Annotated in this window: 17 protein-coding genes and 2 pseudogenes; 6 read left to right on the forward strand and 13 right to left on the reverse strand. The window is 72.1% G+C overall.

Features of this window, described 5'->3' with window-relative positions; translation table 11 throughout:
- Positions 1 to 60: 60 nt before the first annotated feature.
- Positions 61 to 771: a DsbA family oxidoreductase gene (locus tag ACFRFC_RS29470; protein ID WP_382690734.1), complete on the forward strand. Its 711-nt coding sequence runs from the start codon at positions 61 to 63 to the stop codon at positions 769 to 771.
- Positions 772 to 878: 107 nt separating this feature from the next.
- Positions 879 to 1,931 carry an aminotransferase class V-fold PLP-dependent enzyme gene (locus tag ACFRFC_RS29475; protein WP_382690737.1) on the forward strand — a complete coding sequence of 351 codons (1,053 nt, stop codon included), beginning with the start codon at positions 879 to 881 and terminating at the stop codon, positions 1,929 to 1,931.
- A 112-nt stretch (positions 1,932 to 2,043) separates the two neighbouring features.
- On the opposite strand, the gene thpD is transcribed toward ACFRFC_RS29475, so the two are convergent.
- From thpD to ectA, 4 genes are all read right to left on the reverse strand, one after another.
- Positions 2,044 to 2,931: an ectoine hydroxylase gene (gene thpD, locus ACFRFC_RS29480; protein WP_382690739.1), complete on the reverse strand. Its 888-nt coding sequence runs from the start codon at positions 2,929 to 2,931 to the stop codon at positions 2,044 to 2,046.
- A gap of 5 nt (positions 2,932 to 2,936) precedes the next feature.
- Positions 2,937 to 3,383, reverse strand: coding sequence for an ectoine synthase (locus ACFRFC_RS29485; RefSeq protein WP_382690742.1), 447 nt, complete (start codon positions 3,381 to 3,383; stop codon positions 2,937 to 2,939).
- A gap of 68 nt (positions 3,384 to 3,451) precedes the next feature.
- Complete coding sequence (gene ectB / locus ACFRFC_RS29490; protein ID WP_382690745.1) at positions 3,452 to 4,723, reverse strand: diaminobutyrate--2-oxoglutarate transaminase; 1,272 nt, start codon at positions 4,721 to 4,723, stop codon at positions 3,452 to 3,454.
- Positions 4,724 to 4,736: 13 nt separating this feature from the next.
- Positions 4,737 to 5,279: a diaminobutyrate acetyltransferase gene (gene ectA / locus ACFRFC_RS29495; RefSeq protein WP_382690747.1), complete on the reverse strand. Its 543-nt coding sequence runs from the start codon at positions 5,277 to 5,279 to the stop codon at positions 4,737 to 4,739.
- Positions 5,280 to 6,123: 844 nt separating this feature from the next.
- Between ectA and ACFRFC_RS29500 the strand changes: the two genes are divergently transcribed.
- Positions 6,124 to 6,951: an IS5 family transposase gene (locus ACFRFC_RS29500; RefSeq protein WP_382690957.1), complete on the forward strand. Its 828-nt coding sequence runs from the start codon at positions 6,124 to 6,126 to the stop codon at positions 6,949 to 6,951.
- On the opposite strand, the gene ACFRFC_RS29505 is transcribed toward ACFRFC_RS29500, so the two are convergent.
- Entirely contained in the window at positions 6,952 to 8,064 is a 1,113-nt protein-coding gene (locus tag ACFRFC_RS29505; protein ID WP_382690750.1) for a pyridoxal-phosphate-dependent aminotransferase family protein, read from the reverse strand.
- Between the two features lie 525 nt (positions 8,065 to 8,589).
- On the opposite strand from ACFRFC_RS29505, the gene ACFRFC_RS29510 reads away from it, so the two are divergent.
- Positions 8,590 to 9,675: an amidohydrolase family protein gene (locus ACFRFC_RS29510; RefSeq protein WP_382690752.1), complete on the forward strand. Its 1,086-nt coding sequence runs from the start codon at positions 8,590 to 8,592 to the stop codon at positions 9,673 to 9,675.
- A 283-nt stretch (positions 9,676 to 9,958) separates the two neighbouring features.
- A complete protein-coding gene (locus tag ACFRFC_RS29515) occupies positions 9,959 to 10,933 on the forward strand; it encodes an SCO1860 family LAETG-anchored protein (protein WP_382690755.1) in 975 nt (324 codons plus the stop codon).
- Positions 10,934 to 11,151: 218 nt separating this feature from the next.
- Here the strand turns inward: ACFRFC_RS29515 and cobC are convergent, their stop codons facing one another.
- The 6 genes and pseudogenes from cobC to cobM all read right to left on the reverse strand — a co-directional run bounded on the left by cobC (position 11,152) and on the right by cobM (position 18,033).
- Positions 11,152 to 12,315, reverse strand: coding sequence for an Rv2231c family pyridoxal phosphate-dependent protein CobC (gene cobC / locus ACFRFC_RS29520; protein WP_382690758.1), 1,164 nt, complete (start codon positions 12,313 to 12,315; stop codon positions 11,152 to 11,154).
- Positions 12,305 to 13,285: a sirohydrochlorin chelatase gene (locus ACFRFC_RS29525; RefSeq protein WP_382690760.1), complete on the reverse strand. Its 981-nt coding sequence runs from the start codon at positions 13,283 to 13,285 to the stop codon at positions 12,305 to 12,307. The genes cobC and ACFRFC_RS29525 overlap by 11 nt, the downstream gene beginning before the upstream one ends.
- Positions 13,286 to 13,473: 188 nt before the next feature.
- A pseudogene (locus ACFRFC_RS29530) lies at positions 13,474 to 14,037 on the reverse strand (precorrin-8X methylmutase); the annotation flags it as partial.
- A complete protein-coding gene (cobJ, locus tag ACFRFC_RS29535; protein WP_382690763.1) occupies positions 14,034 to 15,842 on the reverse strand; it encodes a precorrin-3B C(17)-methyltransferase in 1,809 nt (602 codons plus the stop codon). The pseudogene ACFRFC_RS29530 and the gene cobJ, both read right to left, overlap by 4 nt.
- Positions 15,839 to 17,200, reverse strand: coding sequence for a precorrin-6y C5,15-methyltransferase (decarboxylating) subunit CbiE (gene cbiE, locus ACFRFC_RS29540; RefSeq protein ID WP_382690765.1), 1,362 nt, complete (start codon positions 17,198 to 17,200; stop codon positions 15,839 to 15,841). The genes cobJ and cbiE overlap by 4 nt, the downstream gene beginning before the upstream one ends.
- The gene (gene cobM / locus ACFRFC_RS29545; protein WP_382690768.1) at positions 17,197 to 18,033 is read right to left on the reverse strand and encodes a precorrin-4 C(11)-methyltransferase; all 837 of its coding nucleotides are present in this window, start codon (positions 18,031 to 18,033) and stop codon (positions 17,197 to 17,199) included. Before cobM ends, cbiE begins: the two co-directional genes overlap by 4 nt.
- Positions 18,034 to 18,158: 125 nt before the next feature.
- Between cobM and ACFRFC_RS29550 the strand changes: the two genes are divergently transcribed.
- Positions 18,159 to 18,878 carry a ZIP family metal transporter gene (locus ACFRFC_RS29550; protein WP_382690771.1) on the forward strand — a complete coding sequence of 240 codons (720 nt, stop codon included), beginning with the start codon at positions 18,159 to 18,161 and terminating at the stop codon, positions 18,876 to 18,878.
- Positions 18,879 to 18,931: 53 nt separating this feature from the next.
- Here ACFRFC_RS29550 and cobI read toward each other — a convergent pair whose 3' ends face one another.
- Together cobI and ACFRFC_RS29560 are read right to left on the reverse strand one after the other, a co-directional pair.
- Positions 18,932 to 19,663 (reverse strand): precorrin-2 C(20)-methyltransferase, encoded by a 732-nt coding sequence (gene cobI, locus ACFRFC_RS29555; RefSeq protein WP_382690774.1) that lies wholly within the window; start codon positions 19,661 to 19,663, stop codon positions 18,932 to 18,934.
- Positions 19,660 to 20,357 (reverse strand): annotated as a pseudogene (locus ACFRFC_RS29560) (cobyrinic acid a,c-diamide synthase); the annotation flags it as partial. The pseudogene ACFRFC_RS29560 and the gene cobI, both read right to left, overlap by 4 nt.
- Positions 20,358 to 20,508 lie beyond the last annotated feature (151 nt).

Below are 20,508 nucleotides of genomic sequence, written 5' to 3' on the forward strand. Positions count from 1 at the left end.
ATGTATCGCGGCGGAGAGTGTCTCCGCCCCCAGCCGTCCGACCTGGAGAACCGAGAGAACATGCGCGTCGAGATCTGGAGCGACATCGCCTGCCCCTGGTGCTACGTAGGAAAGGCCCGCTTCGAGAAGGCGCTCGCGGCCTTCCCGCACCGCGATCAGGTGGAAGTGGTGCATCGGTCGTTCGAGCTGGACCCCGGCCGGGCCAAGGACGACATCCAGCCCGTGATCACCATGCTCACCAAGAAGTACGGCATGAGTGAGGCACAGGCGCAGGCCGGTGAGGACAACCTCGGCGCGCAGGCCGCCGCCGAGGGTCTCGCCTACCGCACCCGGGGCCGCGACCACGGCAGCACCTTCGACATGCACCGGCTGCTCCACCTCGCGAAGGACCACGGGCGCCAGGGCGAGCTGATCCAGCTGCTGTACGAGGCCAACTTCGCCGACGAGCGGTCCCTCTTCCAGGACACCGAGCGGCTGGTCGAGATCGCCACGGGCGCCGGACTCGACGCCGCCGAGGTGCGCACGGTGCTCGCCGACCCCACTGCCTACGCCGACGAGGTGCGGGCCGACGAGCGCGAGGCCGCGCAGCTCGGCGCGAACGGTGTGCCGTTCTTCGTCCTCGACCGCAAGTACGGCGTGTCGGGCGCCCAGCCCGCCGAAGTGTTCGGCCAGGCCCTGACGCAGGCGTGGGGCGAGCGCTCGCCGCTGCGGCTGATCGACGACGGCGGGGACGTCTGCGGCCCGGACGGCTGCCCGGTGCCCCAGCCCTGACCCGGGACACAAAGCGCCAGGCCGGGCGCCATCCATAAGCGCTCCTTGGACGTACCGCGCAGAATTACGCAATGGACGTCCACATCCACCGGCCGCACAGTGGAGCCATGGACACCTTCGAGAGCCTCGTCCGCGCCGAGTTCAGCCCGAAGAACACCTTCCTCAACACAGCCAGCAACGGCCTGCTCCCGGCCCGTACCACCGCCGCCCTCGACCGGGCGGTGCGGATGCGAGCCGAGGGCATCCCGCTGGGCCCGCTGTACGACGAGGTGGAGGCCGTGCGCGCGAGTGTCGCCCGGCTGGCCGGGGTGCCCGTCGGACAGGTCGCCGCCGGGACCTCGGTCGCCGAGTTCGGCGCGCTGATCGCCGCGGCGCTGCCCGCCGGGGCCGAGGTGCTCACCGCGGAGGCCGACTTCGCCTCCCTGGTGAACCCCTTCCACATGCGCGGCGATCTCAAGGTGCGGGCGGTGCCGCTGGAGCGGCTCGCCGAGTCCGTCCGCGCGGAGACCGAGCTGGTCGCGGTCAGTGTCGTGCAGTCCGCCGACGGACGGCTCGCCGACCTGCCCGCCGTCCGCGAGGCGGCACGCGTGCGGGGAGCGCGGGTCTACGTCGACGCCTCCCAGTCGATCGGCTGGCTGCCGATCGATCCGGACTCCTACGACTTCCTCGCCGCGGTCGGCTTCAAATGGCTGCTCGGCCCGCACGGGGCCGCCTTCTTCGTGGTCCCCGAGGACCTCGGCGCACTGACCCCGCTCCTCGCGGGCTGGGTCGCCGGAGAGGCCCCCTGGGACAGCTGTTACGGCCCCGTCGAGGAACTCGCCCACTCCGCGCGCCGCTTCGACATCAGCCCCGCCCTGTTCACCCACGCCGGCCTGCGCGCCTCCCTCGACCTGATCGAGGAACTCGGCGTCGCCGCCGTCCACGCCCACGACATCGCCCTCGCCGACCGCTTCCGCACCGGCCTGCACGCGCTCGGCCACACCCCCATCGCGGCGCCCGGCTCGGCGATCGTCTCCGTCCCCGGTCTCGGCGGCCACCAGCCCCGGCTCAGCGCCGCCGGCATCGAGGTCTCCGACCGTGCGGGCAACCTGCGCGCCGCCTTCCACCTCTACAACACCCCCGCCGACGTCGACCGACTGCTGTCCGCCCTGGCCGCTTGAACCACTCCTGCGCCCCCGCGCGGGCGCAGGAGACGCACCGAGGGACCGACGGCGCCGACGGGGGACGTCGACGCCGTACGGAATGCAGCGGCCCCCGCTGCGCGCAGCGGGTTCAGCGCACCGGGGTGAAGTCCCGGGCCCCGATGAACTCCGGCCGGCGTACCGGCGCGGCGAACGGCTCCAGCGCCGCGTTCTCCACGCTGTTGAACACGATGAACACATTGCTGCGCGGGAACGGCGTGATGTTGTCTCCGGAGCCGTGCATGCAGTTGCAGTCGAACCAGGTCGCCGAGCCGGCCCTGCCGGTGAAGAGCTTGATGCCGTACTCGGAGGCCATCTTGGTCAGCGCCTCGTCGGAGGGGGTGCCGGCGTCCTGCATCTGGAGCGACTTCTTGTAGTTGTCCTCGGGCGTGGCGCCCGCGCAGCCGAGGAAGGTGCGGTGCGAGCCCGGCATGATCATGAGGCCGCCGTTGGTGTCGTGGTTCTCGGTCAGCGCGATCGACACGGACACGGCCCGCATGTTCGCCAGGCCGTCCTCGGCGTGCCAGGTCTCGAAGTCGGAGTGCCAGTAGAAGCCGGTGGCGCCGAAGCCGGGCTTGACGTTGATCCGGGACTGGTGGACGTACACGTCCGAGCCGAGGATCTGCCGGGCCCGGCCGACGACCCGTTCGTCCCGGACCAGCCGGGCGAACACCTCGCTGATCCGGTGCACCTCGAAGACCGAGCGGATCTCCTGCGATCGCTGCTCGATGATCGAACGCTCATCGGCCCGGATCGCGGGATCGGCGATCAGCCGGTCCATCTCCTGGCGGTAGACGGCCACCTCGTCGTCGGTGATCAGCTGATCGATCGCCAGGAAACCGTTCTGTTCGTAGCCGCGCAGCTCGGTCGCCGGGATCGGGCCCGAAGTGTCGGGCGAGCCCCAGACGACCGGGTCCTGGCGCGGGACGGTCACCTCGGTGGCGCCGCGGCTGGGATACAGGTCGGTGATCGTGGTCATGGCGGTCACACCTCCTCGGAGCGGGAGTCGGAGTCGGAGCCGGAGCCGGAGTCGGGCTCGGGTTCGGTGAGCAGCGGATAGACGCCGTTCTCGTCGTGGTCCTCCCGGCCGGTGACCGGCGGGTTGAACACACAGATGCAGCGGAAGTCCTCCTTGACCTTGAGCGTGTGCCGCTCGTGGCCGTTGAGGAGGTACATGGTCCCGGGCGTGATCGTGTGGGTCAGCCCGGACTCGTGGTCGGTCAGTTCGGCCTCGCCCTCGACGCAGACGACGGCCTCGATGTGGTTCGCGTACCACATCGATGTCTCGGTGCCGGCGTAGAGGACCGTCTCGTGCAGCGAGAAGCCGACGCGCTCCTTGGCGAGCACGATGCGTTTGCTCTCCCAGGTGCCGGACGCGGCCTTCACATGCCGGTCGGTGCCTTCGATCTCCTTGAACGATCGAACGATCACGGTAAGACGACGCCTCCTTGTGTAGGGGGATGGGTGGAGGGGGAGGAGCGTGGGGGCGGCGTGGAGGATCAGCCGGTTTCGCGCACCGCGCGGGCGAGCGTTTTCAGGCCCTCGTCCAGTTCGTCGGGGGCGATGGTGAGCGCGGGCAGCAGTTTGACGACCTCGCCCTCGGGGCCGGACGTCTCGATCAGCAGCCCGAGTTCGAACGCTCGCCGGGCGATCTTCCCGGCGCGCTCCTTGTCACGGAACTCGATGCCCCACACCAGCCCGCGCCCGCGGTACTCCTTGATGTCGGCGAGGTTCTCCTCGGTGATGGAGATCAGCTCACGTTCGATCTGTTCGCCGCGCTCACGGGTCTGCTTCTCCATGATGGAACCGTCCGCCCAGTACGTCTCCAGCGCGGCCGTGGCGGTGACGAACGCGGGGTTGTTGCCGCGGAAGGTGCCGTTGTGCTCGCCCGGCTCCCAGATGTCCAGCTCGGGCCTGAACAGGCAGAGCGACATGGGCAGTCCGTAGCCGCTGATCGACTTGGACACGGTGACGATGTCGGGCGTGATCCCGGCCTCCTCGAACGAGAAGAACGCGCCGGTACGGCCGCAGCCCATCTGGATGTCGTCGACGATCAGCAGCATGTCGCGCCGTTCGCACAGTTCGGCGAGGGAGCGCAGCCACTCGGGCCGGGCCACATTGATGCCGCCCTCGCCCTGCACGGTCTCGACGATCACGGCGGCCGGCTGATTGAGCCCGGAGCCCTGGTCCTCCAGCAGCCGCTCGAACCACAGGAAGTCCGGCACCCGGCCGTCGAGATAGTGATCGAACGGCATGGGCGTGCCGTGCACCAGCGGGATACCGGCCCCGGCCCGCTTGAACGCGTTGCCGGTCACGGCGAGCGATCCCAGCGACATCCCGTGGAAAGCGTTCGTGAACGACACGATCGATTCGCGCCCCTTCACCTTCCGCGCCAGCTTCAGCGCGGACTCCACGGCGTTGGTGCCGGTGGGTCCGGGGAACATCACCTTGTACGGCAGATCGCGGGGCCGCAGCACCAGATCCTGGAAGGCGCGCAGGAACGAACGTTTCGCGGTGGTCGACATGTCGAGGCCGTGGGTCACCCCGTCGCGCATCAGATAGTCGATCAGTGCGCGTTTGATCACCGGGTTGTTGTGTCCGTAGTTGAGTGATCCCGCACCGGCGAAGAAATCCAGGTACCGGTGGCCGTCCTCGTCGTACATCAGGCTGCCCTGGGCACGGTCGAACACGGTGGGCCACCCGCGGCAGTAGCTGCGCACCTCGGACTCCAGGGTCTCGAAGATGCTCAGGTCGGGCTGGGTGATGGTCACGGTGAATCGCTCCTCAGTGCGAAGGGGCTTGAGAGGTGCCGTGCGGCGGCCGGATGGTCAGCGGGCCGATGCGGTACAGGACCTCGGGATCGTGCGGGCCGTCCGGGAACAGCCCCGTGCCGAACAGCACCTCGCGCGCCACGGGGGCGTCGTGCCGGTCGGCGTAGGAGGCGAACAGCCGCTCGGAGGCGGTGTTGCCCGGCGTGATGGTGGTCTCGACGGTCGTGAGCGGGTGCTCGGCGGCGATCCGCGACGTCAGCGCGTCCAGCAGTCGCGCGGCCAGCCCGCGCCCCCGGTGTGCGGCATCCACCGCCACCTGCCACACCAGCAGGGTGCCCGGCCGGTCCGGCCGCAGATATCCGGTCACGAACCCGACGGGCGTCCCGTCCTGTGCGCGGGCCACCGCGGATGTGCCGGCGAAGTCACGGCACCACAGGAGATAGGCGTACGACGAGTTCAGGTCGAGATTTCCGGATTCCTTGGCGAGTCGCCACAGAGTGGCCCCGTCCCCCACCGACGGACGGCTGATCTGTAGGTCTGCTTGTGCGGCAGTCATGCGAATTGAATTTACCGAGGTAAATTTGAAATTTCATGGGCGGCGAGGGTTGGGTCGACGCGGTGGTTGTGTTATCACGCGGGCGTGCAGGCGTATGCGAAGGGGTGGTGAATTTCCCATGTTTGTCCGTGATGAATCAGGGCAAAAAGGGTGGCCTGTGGAACGCGTCACAATCATGTAACCCTCATTGAGGGGGCCTGGATTGCCTGCGCGATGTTCGCGAAATCTTAGCGTTTAGGGACGGAGATCGCGGGCAGAAGAATACGGGCAGCTGCCCTCATTTGATTCTCAGAATTCCAGTCGGATTCTCAGGGAGTCGACCGCCCGAATGCCGGTCGGTGGGCCTCGGTGGAATCCCTGGAGTTCCCGGAATCCCCGGAATGCCGTGGGCAGTTACCTAGGGACTGTCTGACAAATGATCACCGAGCGGAGATGTGTGTGCGTGCTCGGTCCAATCGCCTTGCCGCCCTGACGCTGGCCAGTGATGCTGGGCAGGTGCCAGGACAGGGGAAAAGAAGGCGGCGGCAAGAGGACGCGCGGCAGTGGCTTGCTGCTCGCACCACGTCGGACGCGGGACAGTGGGAAGTGGTCGTTGAGACTCTGGACCAAGCGGAGATGCGTACGCGGTTGCGCCGTCTTCGGGAGGCAGGAGTCGACGGCTCGATGATCCGGATCGACACGCTGTGCGGGCGCCTGGCGCTGCCGACTGCCTACCGGCTGAGCCGTTTTGTGACGGATCCCGCGCGGGAGTCCGAGCGTGAGCACCCAGATCATTGATTTTGTGGCAGGTCGAGGTGAATTGACGGATGCGGCGTGGGGGCGAGTAGAGCCCCTGTTGCCGCGGGTGGATGGGCGTGGCCGTCCGTGGCGTGATCACCGGCAGGTGGTCAACGGGGTGCTGTGGCGGCTGCGGACCGGGGCTCCGTGGCGTGATTTCCCGCAGAGGTACGGGCCGTGGCAGACCGTCTACGAGCGGTTCGCCCGGTGGGAGGCGGACGGAACCTGGGCGAAGCTGCTGGAGCACGTTCAGGTCCGCGACGACGCGGTGGGCCGGGTGGAGTGGACCGTCTCCGCCGACTCGACGATCAACCGGGCCCATCAGCATGCGGCCGGCGCCCGCAAAAAGGGGCCGCAGACGGGGACGAACTGGAAGACCCGGGCCGGTCGCAGGCGCGTCAGGGCCCTCGGCCGGTCCCGGGGCGGGCTGACCATGAAGGTCCACCTCGCCGTCGACGGCCGGGGCCCCCGCTCTCCATCGTGCTCACGCCCGGCAACGTCAACGACGCCACCGCCTTCGGCCAGGTCCTCGACAGCATCCGCATCCCGCGCGCCGTCACCGGCCGCCCCCCCCCCGAGACCGCAGCGTGTGCTGGGCGACAAAGCGTATTCCAGCAGGGCGATCCGCAACCTGCTGCGGCGCCGGGGCATCGCCGCCACGATCCCCGAACGCCGCGACCAAGCGGCCAACCGCTGCCGACGGGGAGCCCTCGGCGGCAGACCACCCGCCTTCGACAAGGACATCTACCGCGATCGCAATGTGGTCGAACGATGCTTCGCCCGCCTCAAGCAGTTCCGGGCCATCGCCACCAGGTTCGACAAGCTCGCCGATCGCTACCGTGCCGGACTCATGCTGGCCTCGCTGATCCTCTGGCTCCGCGAACCAGCCGGATGATCATTTGTCAGACAGCGCCCAGGCCCTCTCCGCCGCCCCCAGCGCCCCCAGCACATCCACAGCCAGTCCCTGCTCCGCCATGGCCACGCCGAGGCCGGTGAGGCAGGCCCGTACGGTGCCCGGTGTCGCATCCGTGCCGTAGTGGTTGACGCGGATCATCTCCTTGGCCAGGGGGCCGCCGCCCGCGGCGAGGGGCAGGGCCGGGTCCGCGGCCAGGGCGCGGGTGACCAGGTCGGAGGCGTTCACGCCCGCCGGGGTGCGGAGGGTCGTGGCGACCGGGGCGGCCTCCCGCGGATCGTGGACGTACGGTTCCAGGCCGCCGCCGAGCGCGAGGGCGCCCGCGCGGGTGCTCGCGGCTGCCGCGCGGTGGCGGGACATGAGCGTGTCCAGGCCCTCCGCCTCGATACGCGCCACGCAGGCATCCAGGCCGAGCATCTCCAACTGGGCGGGGGCGTGGAGCAGGGCCTTGCGGCCGGTGTCGATCCAGCGCTCCTTCCAGTCCAGGAGGGAGAGGTAGGAGCGGCGTGGGGCGTGCGGATTGCTCGTCATGCGCGTCCATGCTCGTTCGCTCACCGACACGGCCGACACGCCGGCGGGACCGCCCATCGCCTTCTGCGCGCCGATCACGCACAGGTCGACGCCCCACGCGTCCGGCAGCACCGGTTCGGCGCCCACCGAGGCCACGGCGTCGAGGTAGAAGAGGGCGCCATGGGCCCGTACGACCTCGCCGATCTCGGCCACCGGGTTCGTGTTGCCCGTCGCCGCCTCGGCGTGGACGAGGGAGACGAAATCGATCTCCGGGTGGTCGTTCAGCGCCTCGCGGATCTGGTCTGCTGTGACCGCCGTGTGGAAGGGGACCGCCAGGTCGTGCACGGTCGCGCCGCAGTCGCGCAGCCAGTCGCCGAAGGTCTGGCCGTAGGGCCCGGTGATCACGTTCAGCGCGATCGTTTCCGGCGTCGCCGTGGCGCGGATCGCGCCCTCCAGCGGCAGCAGCGCCTCGCCCTGGGTGATCACCACGTCCTGGCGGGTGTCGAGCAGCCGGGCCACCCGGTCCTCGATGGCGGCGAAACGCTCGGCGCTCAGCGGGGCGAGGTCGAGGAAGGGGTGCGTCACGGTGGTGCTCTTTCGGTCACGGGCGGGGTGGTGGTCGTTCGATGTCGTCGAGAGTAACCGGGCGGATTCCGGTCCCACCCGCCGACCTCCGGCTCGGGCCGCAGGTCAGGAGCGGTCCCGGCAGGCCCCGAGCGGCTCCCGAGCGGCCACTTGGCTGCCCCGAGCGGCCCGCAAGCCGCCACTCAGTTGCCCCGAGCGGCCCTCAAGCGGTCCTCAAGCGGTCCCCAAGCGGTCCCCAAGCCGCCACTCAGCTGCCCGAGCGGTCCTTGAGCTGCCCCCGAGGGCCCTGGCCCTTGAGCTGCCCCCCGCCGGTCGCCGGCAGCCCCCACTGGCCCGCCACCTGCCTCCCACTGGCTCGCCACCTGCCTCCCGGCGGCCCGCCTCCACCCTTCCAGTGGCTCACCCCCCTCCCAGTGGCTCGCCACCCCCTCCCAGCCGGCGCCCGCCACCCCCCTCCCAGCGGCCCGCCGCCCGCCGCCCCAGGGCCCCCTGACCACCCCCGCGACCATTAACTAGGGTGCAGACATGAGCGATGTGCTGCATGTGAAGGGGCGGGTGCTGGCCGGCCCGGACGACGTCCGCGACGAACTGTGGGTCGTGGACGGCCGTATCTCCTACGACCGCCCGGCCACCGCCCGGGACCTGCGCACCGTCGAGGGCTGGGTGCTGCCCGGCATGGTCGACGCCCACTGCCATGTCGGCCTCGACGAGCACGGCCCGGTCTCCGACGACGTCTCCGAGAAGCAGGCGCTCACCGACCGGGAGGCGGGCGCGCTGCTGCTGCGCGACGCCGGGTCGCCCTCGGACACCCGGTGGATCGACGACCGCGAGGACCTGCCGAAGATCATCCGGGCGGGCCGGCACATCGCCCGCACCCGGCGCTACATCCGTAACTACGCGTGGGAGATCGAACCGGAGGATCTCCTCGCATACGTCGCCCGGGAGGCCCGGCGCGGTGACGGCTGGGTGAAACTGGTCGGCGACTGGATCGATCGCGAGGCCGGTGATCTGTCGGCGTGCTGGCCCCGGGACGCGGTGGCGGCGGCGATCACCGAGGCCCACCGGCTCGGCGCCCGGGTCACCGCCCACTGCTTCGCCGAGGACTCGCTCCTCGACCTGGTGGAGTCCGGCATCGACTGCGTCGAGCACGCGACCGGCCTGACCGACGACCTGATCCCGCTGTTCGCCGCGCACCGGGTCGCGATCGTCCCGACCCTGATCAACACCGCGACCTTCCCGAAGCTGGCCGAGGGCGGCGAGCGGAAGTTCCCGCGCTGGTCGGCCCATATGCGCCGGCTCCACGAGCGCCGCTACGACACCGTCCGCAACGCCTACGACGCCGGGATCCCCGTCTTCGTGGGCACCGACGCGGGCGGCACCCTGCCGCACGGGCTGGCGGCGGCGGAGGTCGCCGAACTGGTCACCGCCGGGATCCCCGCCGTGGACGCGATCTCGGCGACCACCTGGGCCGCCCGCGCCTGGCTCGGCCGCCCCGGCCTGGACGAGGGTGCCCCGGCCGACCTGGTGGTCTTCGACCAGGACCCGCGCGCCGACGTACGCGTACTGACCGCCCCGCGCCGCGTGGTGCTCAACGGGCGGGTCGTCGGCTGACGCCGATTCCGGGATTGACGGAGCGTGACGCGCACGTCCGCACGTCGTTGTGCACTCCGCGCATGCACCCGGTATCGCCCCATCCGCTCGAATGAAATCTGATGCTCCGGTGAAGTCGTGGAACACAGGGGGCGAAAAAATCGAAACTGTTGGCGGAAACCCCCCGTTTGGGTGAAGTGACGCAGGATTGCTGACCGTTCACTCTCAGTGCGTAATTCTTACGGGGTCCCAAGCTTGTCTCTTCTGGGGGTCCCACACCTTGAACGGCACCACCAACTTCAGCATGCCCGCACACCGGTTCGCGTCCGGGCACCGCACCACACGCGCCCGTCGCCTCGCCGTCGTCGCCTCCGCCACCGTCCTGGCCGCCGGTCCCGCGGTCCTGGCCGGCGCGGGCTCCGCGCACGCCACCGAGGAGGGCCGGGCGAGCGCGGTCGTCCTGCGCACCGGGCTCGATGTGAGCCTGCTCAACAAGACCGTGAACGTCCCGCTCTCGCTCAGCCTCAACGAGGTACAGGCACCGCAGAGCGCCGAGAAGACCGCGCTCACCGCGCAACTCGACGGCGTCGACGGCGGAAAGCCCTTCAGCGTCCTGAGCGCCGAGGTCGCCGAGGCCAAGGCGACCGTGGAGAACGGCACGGCCGAGGGCAGCACCCGCCTCGCCCACGCCAAACTGCACGTCCCCGGACTGCCGCTGCTCTCCCTGATCGAGGTCGAGCAGGTCACCTCCAAGGCGACCTGCGTGGCCGGGAAGAAGCCGGTCGCCGAGTCCAATGTGCTCGGTTACGTCACCGTCCTCGGCAAGAAGATCACCCTCAGCGCGGGCGGCACCACCGAGGTCAACGTGCCCGGCGTCGGTGACGTACGGCTCGACCTGTCCAAGCGCGAGACCACGTCGAAGACGGCCGCCGCGACCGCCCTCGAACTCAGCGTCTCCATCAACCCGCTGAAGCTGAACGTGGCCGAGGTCAACGGCGTCGTCACGCTCGCCCAGGCGACCTGCGAGTCCCCGGCCGCCCCGGCCGTCGCCGAGCCGTCGGCGCCCCCGGAGTCCGAGGAGTCCGAGAAGCCCGTCGCCGAACCGGCCGCCGAGCAGGAGCCCGCCGCCGAGGTGAAGCCGCAGGGCGGCACGGCCACCGAGGTCAACCTCGCCGAGACCGGCGGCAACTCCATGACCCCGTACATCGCGGGCGGCGCGCTCGCCCTGCTGGCGGTCGGCGGGGGAGCTGTGGTGATGGCCCGCCGGAAGCACAGCTGACCGACGGCCGCCCACGGGGGACGGACCCCGGCTGCCAGGGATTCAAGGGCGGCGCCCTGGCAGCCGGTTCAGCCCAAAAAAGGGGGCCAGCCAGCCCGAAGAGGGGCCACCCCGAAAAGGGGCCAGCCCAAGAAGGGCCAGAGCGAAAAAGGGTCAACCCAAAGGGGACCAGGGCGAAAGGAGGCCAGCACGGCTCGGCTCCTCAGAGCCCCCTCCGCTCAGCGCACCCTCCGCCCGCCATCCCCGCCACCCTCACCACGCCCGCCATCCCCGCCACCCCCACCACGCCCGGCCGCGACCACCCCCGCGCCCACCCCCGCGCCCACCCCCGAGACCACCCCCGCCAACGCCCCCACGAACGCATCCGTCGTCACCCGATCCCGCACCGCCAGCCGCAGCCACTGTTCACCCAGCCCCGGGAACGTGTCCCCGCGCCGCACCGCGAACCCGAGGTCACGCAGCCGCCGACGGACCTCGGCCGCGCCGGGCAGCCGCACCAGTACGAACGAACCCTCGGCCGGGCCCACGACCCGCAGCCCCGGCACCGCCGACAGGCCCGCCAGCAGATGGGCCCGGTCGGCGGCGATCCGGTGGGCCGCGTGTCCCGCCTCCGCCAGCGCGCGGGGCGCCACGCACGCCTCGGCGGCGGCCAGCGCGGGCGTGGACACCGGCCACAGCGGCTGGGCGCGTTCGAGCGCGGCGACGGTCTCGGGATCGGCCAGCACATAGCCGATCCGCAGCCCGGCCAGCCCCCACGTCTTGGTCAGACTGCGCAGCACCACCAGCCCGGGCACATCGGTCCGCCCGGCCAGCGCCTCCCGCTCACCGGGCACCGCGTCCATGAACGCCTCGTCCACCACCAGCGTCCGCCCCGGCCGGGCGAGCCGCGCGATCGTGGCCGCCGGATGCAGCACCGACGTCGGATTCGTGGGATTGCCGATCACGACCAGATCGGCGTCCTCGGGCACGGCCGCCGGATCCAGCCGGAAACCGTCCGCCTCCCGCAACAACACCCGCTCCACGGTGTGCCCGGCGTCCCTCAGCGCCGCCTCCGGCTCCGTGAACTGCGGATGCACCACCACCGGCCGGCTCACCTTCAACGCCCGAGCCAGCAGTACGAACGCCTCCGCCGCCCCCGCCGTCAGCAGCACCCGCTCCACATCCAGCCCGTGCCGCGCCGCCACCGCCGCCCGCGCCCGCCGCCCGTCCGGATAGGCCGCGAGCGAGTCCAGCGAACGGGCGATCACCTCGCGCAGCCACACCGGGGGAGTGTCCGCGCGGACGTTCACGGCGAGATCGACCAGCGCCGAGCCGTCGTCGCGGACCTCCGCGTCACCGTGATGCCCCAGATCATGCGGACCGGTGGCCGGTTCAGTGGGCATGCGAAGGTGACTGCGCATGCCCATGCCCATGCCCATTCCCAGGCCCGTTCCCATGCCCATGGCCATGCCCGTGGTGATGACCGTGATGGTGATCCCCGTCGTCATCCGGATGGAAATGCGGCTGCTGCGGCATCCCCACCTTGTCCTCGAACCCCGGCATCGCGATCCGGTACACGCAGGTGTCGCAGTTCATCCGCAGATCGCCCTTGACCGCCTCCGCGTACCGCTCCATCACCAGATCCAGCAACTCCGGCTCCGGCCCGATCACGTCCGCCGACCGCACCTCGATCTCCGGGTGCGCGGCGGCCCACCCGTCGGTCTGCTGCCGTACCCGCACCGGCAGGATCCCGGTGAACAGGAAGTACGGCAGGACGACGATCCGCCGCGCGCCCAGCCGCACACACCGGTCGAGCCCGCTCGGCACATCGGGCGCCGCCAGCGACACGAACGCCGTCTCGACCCCCGCGTAGCCACGCCCCTCCCACAGCAGCCGGGCCGCCTTGTGCACCTCCGCGTTGGCGTCCGGGTCCGTCGAACCCCGCCCGACCAGCAGGACCGTCACCTCGGCCCGGTCCTCGGGGGAACGGACGCCGGCCCCCAGCGCGTCGTCCAGCCGCCGCTCCAGCACGGCCAGCAGCGACGGATGCGGGCCCAGCGGACGGCCGTACGTGTACGAGATCCCGGGGTGCCGCTCCTTCTCGCGGGCCAGCGCCGCCGGTATGTCGCCCTTGGCGTGCCCGGCGGACACCAGCATCAGCGGTACGGCGGCGAATCGCCGGACCCCGCGCTCCACCAGCTCGGTCACGGCCTCGCCCAGCGGCGGCGGCGACAGCTCGATGAACCCGCCCGCGACGGGCAGTTCCGGATGGCGGCGGCCCAACTCCCGGACGAAGGCACGGAACGCCTCGGCTCCGGCATCGTCGCGGGTGCCATGTCCGGCGATGAGCAGGGCGGGCGGCGGGGTGGTCACGGTTTCTCCTCGATGAGACGGGGTGGTACGGGTAGTACGGGTGGCGTAGATGGTGCAGATGGTGCAGGTGATACGTACGATCCAGGCGGTACGGCTGATCCGGGCGATGTAGGCGATCCAGGCGGCACTGGCGGCCCGGACACGCCAAGTGGCCCGGAAACGCCAACGTCAACCCGCCCGGCGTCGTACGGCACATACAGCAGCGCGTTCAACGCGGCGGCGGCCACCGCCGAACCGCCCTTCTCGGACACGTTGCTCACGGCGGGCAGCCCGCTCTCGCGCAGTGCGGCCTTGGACTCGGCCGCGCCGACGAAGCCGACCGGCAGCCCGATGACGAGGGCGGGGGCGGCGTCGAGCGTGAGCAGTTCCTCCAGGGCGGTCGGCGCGCAGCCGATCACCCAGATCGCGCCGGGCCCGACCTGCTGGTGGGCGAGCCGCACGGCGTGCGCGGAACGGGTCAGTCCCGGCCCGGACACGGCGTCCCTGAGTCGGCACACCGTGTCCCGGCGGGTGATCCCGGCCGCGACCATCTCCACGTCGGTGACGACGGGCGCCCCGGCGTGCAGGGCGGCGTGCGCGCGTGCCAGGTCGGCCTCGGCCAGCACGAGATCGGTCGCGTACGCCAGATCGGCGGAGGAGTGGATCACCCGCTCCACCACCGCCCGGGTCAGCGGCGGCAGCCGCGAGGTGTCGAGGCGGGCGCGCAGCCGCCGGAACGACTCCTGCTCGATGGGATGGACGACCCGGCTCACCGGCCCACCTCCTCGGCCTGTTCCTGCTCCTGCTGGCGGCCGTCACCCGGATCCTCGGCCCGCTCCCGCTCCCGCTCCTGCCGACGGCCGTCACCCGGACCCCCGCCCCCCTCCTGCCAGCGGTAACCCCGTGGGGTCACCATCCGCCCGGCGACCTCCCGGGTGGCGGTGTTGCCCACGACCACGACGGTCATCATGTCGACCGTCGCCGGATCCAGCGCGGCCAGTGTCGTCAGCCGTACGGACTCGTCGGCCCGGGAGGCGTTGCGGACGACCCCGACGGGCGTCGCCGCCGCCCGGTGCTCGGCGAGCATGCCGAGCGCCTTGGGCAACTGCCAGCCCCGGCCCCGGCTGCGCGGGTTGTAGAAGGTGACCACCAGATCGGCCTCGGCCGCCGCCCGTACCCGGCGTTCGATCACCTCCCACGGCGTGTGCAGGTCGGAGAGGCTGATCGACACATGGTCGTGCCCGAGCGGCGCCCCGAGCAGCGCCCCGGCCGCGAGCGCGGCGGTCACCCCGGGCACCCCCACGACGTCGATGTCGGCGCCGGCCTCCGCGAGCGCGGGCGACGCCATGGCGTACACCCCGGCGTCGCCGCTGCCGATCAGCGCGACCGCCCGCCCCTGACGGGCCTCGTCCACGGCGGTCCGCGCCCGCTCCTCCTCGGCGCCGAGCCCGGACTCCAGGATCCGGGTGCCCGGCCGCAGCACATCGCGGATCTGGTCGACGTACTGGTCGAGCCCGACGACCACGGACGCCCGGCGCAACTCCGCCGTGGCACGCGGGGTGAGCAGATCGCGCGCGCCGGGCCCGAGCCCGACCACCGCGAGCCGCCCGCGCCCCGGCCGCCGTACCACCGCGCAGGTCACCATCGCCGACTTCCGCTTCGGTACGAGCAGTTCGCCGCCCCCGAGCAACGCCGCCGCCTCGGCGACGGACGGGGTGCCGACGGCCGCGAGGGGCGCGTCGGAGGGGTTGGGCACCTCGACGGCGGCCAGTCGCTCCGCCGGGTGGGTGATCAGGGGGACGCCGAGGTGCCGGGCGGCCTGGACGATGCCGGGCTCGTCGGCCTTGGCGTCGACGGTGGCGAGATGGGAGACGCTGAGCGGCGAGAGGGCGGCGTCGCGCAGGGCCCTTTCGATCAGGGCGAGGACCTCGGCCACGGGCGCGTCGCGGGAGGCGCCCACGCCGATGACCAGGGTCGGCGGACGGAGGATCACCTCGCCGGGGGCGGCTTCGAGGAGCCGGTCGGTCACCCGCAGGACGGAACGACGATCACTCGCCCCCCGTACCGGCTCACCGGCCGCGCCCCCCACGTTGGGCGGCAGCGCGGGCAGCGGCCAGGAGACCTCCGCCTCCAGGGCGACCGGTTCGCCGTCCAGCACGGCCCGGGAGACGGCGGCCACCTCGCCCTCGACCGGCAGGCCGAGCGTGTCCAGCCCCGGCACCCCCACCGCGTCCGTCGCCGTGGTGATCACCGGCTGCGCGCCCAGCAGGTCGCCCACCTCGACGGCCAGCGCGTTGGCCCCGCCCCCGTGCCCGCCGACCAGGGCGACGGCGAACCGCCCGCCCTCGTCGACGCACACCACCCCGGGATCGGACCCCTTGTCCCCGAGCAGCGGCGCGATCAGCCGCACCACGGCCCCAGTCGCCAGAAAACAGACGACCCCCTCGCACTCCCGGAACGCGGCCCGTACCGCGTCCCCGACCGTCCCGTCGTACACGCGGGTACGTCCCGGCCACGCGGACGCCAGCCGGTCACGGGCCACCGCCCCCGCCGCCGTGGCCGAAATCAGGCCGATCACTGGACAACTCCTTCGCCGTAGAACTCTCTGTCCGCCGAGGGCCGGACGCCCCACAGCAGAAACACCGGATTGGTGGCCGCGAGCCGGGTCACGTCCCCCGGCAGCGGTGCCAGCCGCGACGACTGCAACAGCACCCCGTCACACCCCAACCCGGCCCCGGTGAGCGCCGCCCGCACCTGCGGCACCCGGTCCAGCGCGGCCAGCGCCACCACCACCGCCCGCCGGGCCCGCCCGGCACACGCGGCGACGATCGCGGGCAGCTCACGCCCCCCACCCCCGACGAACACGGCGTCGGGATCGTCCAGCCCGCTCAGGGCGTCCGGCGCGGCACCGTGCACCACACCCACGTCCACGCCCTGCGCGAGCGCGTTGGCCCGCACCCGCGCCACCGAGTCCGCGTCCTTCTCCACGGCGACCACGGCCGCCCCCAGCCGGGCGCACTCCACGGCCACCGAACCCGACCCCGCGCCGATGTCCCACACCAGATCCCCGAGGCGCGGCCCGAGCCGGGCGAGCGCGAGGGCCCGTACCTCGAACTTGGTGATCATCGAGTCGCGGTGGTCGAACGCCCCCTCGTCCAGAGCCCAGCCGGCGGGCCCCGGACCACCCCCGGCGACCGTTCCCATCCCTCCGGTGACCGTCCCCATCCCCCCGATGACCGTCCCCATCCCTCCGGTGACCGTCCCCGTGTCCATCCCCTCGCCCCAGGTGCGCGCCGGATCCAGACACAGGACGACATTCACCACCGTTCCCCAGTCCCGCGCCGCGGCCTCGCCCGGCGACACCCGCTCGACCCGCTCACGCCCCGGATCCCCCAGCGCGGATGCCACGACGAGCACCCGTTCGCCCCCCGGCCGGCGCGCCAGCGCGGCCCCCAGCTCGGCGGGCCCGGCCCCCGGCCCGGTCAGTACGGCCACCTTCGGCCGCGCCCGGCACACATTCACGGCGGTCCGCGGGTCCCGCCCATGGGCGCTGACCACCACGGCGTCGTCCCAGGCCAGCCCGGCCCGCGCGAAGGCCGCCGCGACGGAGGACACCCCGGGCCGCACCCGAAGCCGCTCCGCGCCGAACCGTTCCGCCAGCACCCGTACGACGCCGAAGAACCCGGGGTCGCCGGAGGCCAGCACGGTCACCGCGCGGCCCTTCGCGACGTACGCGGCGATCCGTTCGAGGGCGGGCGCGAGCGGCCCGAGCACGATCCGCTCGGCACCCTCCGGCAGCGCTACGGCGTCCAGATGCCGCCGACCCCCCACGACGAGGTCCGCGGCGCGGAGGGCCCCGGCATCAAGGGCCCCGGCATCGAGGGTCGCCCCCGTACCCAACCCCACCCCCACCCCCGTACCGATGACGGTGATCACGTGCTCGCCCCCCGCTCTCCCCGCTCCCGCAGCTCCCGCAGCTCCCGCCGGGCCGTCGGGTCCGCCTTGCGGTGTCCGTGGAAGTGGCCGGGGTGGTAGAGGTGCGAGCGGGTGCCGTGGGCGTCGAGGGCCGGGCCGACGAGGAAGAGGGTGTGCTTCCAGAGCTTGTGCTCCTTGACGGTCTGCTCCAGCGTGCCGATCGTGCAGCGGACGATCAGTTCCTCCGGCCAGGTCGCCTGGTACGCGACCACGACCGGTGTGTCCCGTGGATAGCCGCCCTCCAGCAGTTCCCGCACCAGCTGCCCGCTGCGGGCGGCCGACAGGAACAGCGCCATGGTGGTGCCGTGCCGGGCGAACTCCCGTACCTCCTCGCCGGGCGGCATCGGCGTCTTGCCGCCGCCGAGCCGGGTCAGGATGACGGACTGCGCGACCTCGGGGATCGTCAGCTCGCGCTGCGCGAGCGCGGCGACGGCGGAGAAGGCGGAGACGCCCGGCACGACCTCCGTCGCGATCCCGATCTCCGCGCACCGGTCCAGCTGCTCCTGCGTACCGCCCCACAGCGCCGGGTCGCCGGAGTGGATCCGCGCCACCCGCAGCCCGTCCCGCAGGGCCCGTTCGTACACGGTGACGACGTCCTCCAGGGACAGGACGGCCGAGTCGAGGATCTCCGCGCCCTCCCGGGCATGTTCCAGCACCTCCGCCTGGACCAGACTCGCCGCCCAGATCACGATGTCCGCCTCGGCGATGGCCCGCGCGGCACGGAACGTCAGCAGATCGGCGGCGCCGGGCCCGGCACCGACGAAGGTCACTCTGCCGCTCGGGGCATCGGCCATGGGTTCGGTTTCCTCTCGTACGGAAGTGCAGGTGTGCGGTGGTGGAGACATCAATGTGAGGGTGAGTACGGCCGTCCGGGGCGTCGCAACCGCCCCCGGGCCCCGGCGTCGGATAGCAAGGGCACATGGCGGTGTTCGTCGCGCTCGGCGCGTTCCTGATGACGCTGGCCGGCGGCTGGACGGCCCAGCGGGTGACGGACCGCCGTCACCTGGTGCTGGGCCTGGCCGGTGGCCTGATGCTGGGTGTGGTGGGCCTGGACCTGCTGCCGGAGGCGATGGAGGCGGCGGGGCGCGAGGTGTTCGGCGTCCCGGCCGCCCTGCTGCTCTTCGTGGCCGGTTTCCTGCTCGCCCATGTGATGGGACGTCTGCTGGCCGCCGCGCACGGCGGTGACGAGCACGCCCGCACCCCCGAGGTCGGCCTCACGGCCGCCGCCGCGATGGTCGGCCACAGCGCGATGGACGGCGTCGCCATCGGTGCCGCGTTCCAGGTCGGCGAGGGCATGGGCCTGGCCGTCGCGGTCGCGGTGATCGCGCATGACTTCGCGGACGGCTTCAACACCTTCACCCTGGCCACCCTCTACGGCAACGCCCGCCGCAAGGCCATCGTCCTGCTGGTCGCGGACGCGGCGGCCCCGGTGATCGGCGCGGCCTCCACCCTCCTGTTCACCATCCCGCACCCCGTGCTCGGCGGCTATCTCGGCCTGTTCGGCGGCGCCCTGCTGTATCTGGCGGCGGCGGAGATCCTCCCCGAGGCCCACCACGACCACCCCGCGGGCCCGACCCTGCTGTGCACGATCGCCGGGGCGGGGTTCATCTGGCTGGTGGTGGGGCTCGCGGGGGAGTGAGAGACGGGTTGCCCGGAGGCCGGTTGCCCGGACGCGGGTCGCCCTGCGTCCCGTCACAGCTTCCCGCCCCGCCCGCCGTCCCGCCGCGCGGGCGCGATCAGCGTGGAGAGATACGGCAGCGGCGAACCGTCCAGCTCATCGGCGGGCCGGATGGACTCGCCGTCCAGCCCCAGCGCGGAACCCCATACGGCCCCCTCGATCCGCCCGCTGTCCCGCAACGCCTCGGCGACCTCGGCTGCCTGCCGCCCGAACTTGTAGGCCACGACCGTCCCCGGCCCGTTCAGCGCGTCCTTGAGCACCCCGGCCCCCGCGGTCACCGGAACCAGCGTCAACGGCTCCGTCCCCTCGGTCAGCACGGCCCCCGACCGTGCGGCGAGATCCTGCATGGCGGTGATCCCGGGCACGGTCTCGATGACGGTCCCCGGGGCGAGCCGGGCGATGGTCTGCGCGAGATACGTGAACGTGGAATACACGTTGGGGTCCCCGATGGTCGCGAAGGCGACACACGGGTGCGCGTCCAGCAGCTCGGCGACCCGCCGCCCGGCGGCGTCCCAGGCGGCCTCCCGCCGCCCCCGGTCGGTCCGCTCGTTCAACGCGAACACCACGCGGACGACCCGCTCCGCGCCGATGTAGTGCAACACGGTCGCCTCGGCACGCCCCCGCTCCCCGCTGTCCATCACCGGTACGACGACCACATCGGCGCCGCGCAGCGCGTTGACCCCCTTCACGGTCACCAGCTCCGGGTCCCCGGGCCCGACCCCCACCCCGATCAGCCTGCTGCTCATGACGTCCGGCACCTCTCCACGAACCGACGGGCGACACCGGGCGCCGACGCCCAGTGCGTGTGCAGATAACTCGCGTGCACACCACGCTGTACGAACCCTTCGACCCGCGGCGAGGGCGTCCGCACCCCCCAGGCCGCGGCACCCCCGGCCCCCGGCTCGACCACGGTCCGGTGAAACTCGTGCCCCCGCATCCGGGTCCCCGCCACCGCCAGCACACTGTCACTGACGGCGACCGCCTCGCGATACCCGAGAGTGAGCCGCTCCGACATCCGCGCGGAGGCGTCCAGCACCCCGCACATCGCCTGCCCGTCCAGCTCCCGGCAGAGATACAGCAGCCCGGCACACTCGGCGGCGATGGGTGAGCCGCGCTCCGCGAGGGCGACGATCCCCTTCTTCAACGGTTCGTTGGCGGCCAGCTCCCCGGCGTACACCTCGGGAAACCCACCCCCGACGACCAGCCCACTCACCCCCTCGGGCAGGGCTTCGTCCCGCAACGGATCAAAAACCACGACCTCGGCTCCGGCAGCGACGAGCAACTCGGCATGCTCGGCATAGGAGAAGGTAAAGGCGGGCCCACCGGCAAGGGCGACGATGGGCCGCTGGGGGCCCTTCGGCCGGTCCGGGGCGATGGAGGCGATGGAGGCGGCGGGGCGCGGGGTGGCCTTCGGCCGGTCTGGGGTGCCGGAGATGGTGGGGTGCGGTGTGCTCTGCGGCCGGTCTGGGGTGCCGGAGAGGACAGGGTGTGGGGTGGCCTGCGGTCGTTCCGGGGTGCCGGAGACGGTGAGGTGTGGGGCGCCCTGTGTCCTGTCCGGGGTGTCGGAGAGGACAGGGTGTGGGTTGGCCTT

The organism is Streptomyces sp. NPDC056734 (genome assembly GCF_042790455.1).
Lineage (GTDB): Bacteria > Actinomycetota > Actinomycetes > Streptomycetales > Streptomycetaceae > Streptomyces.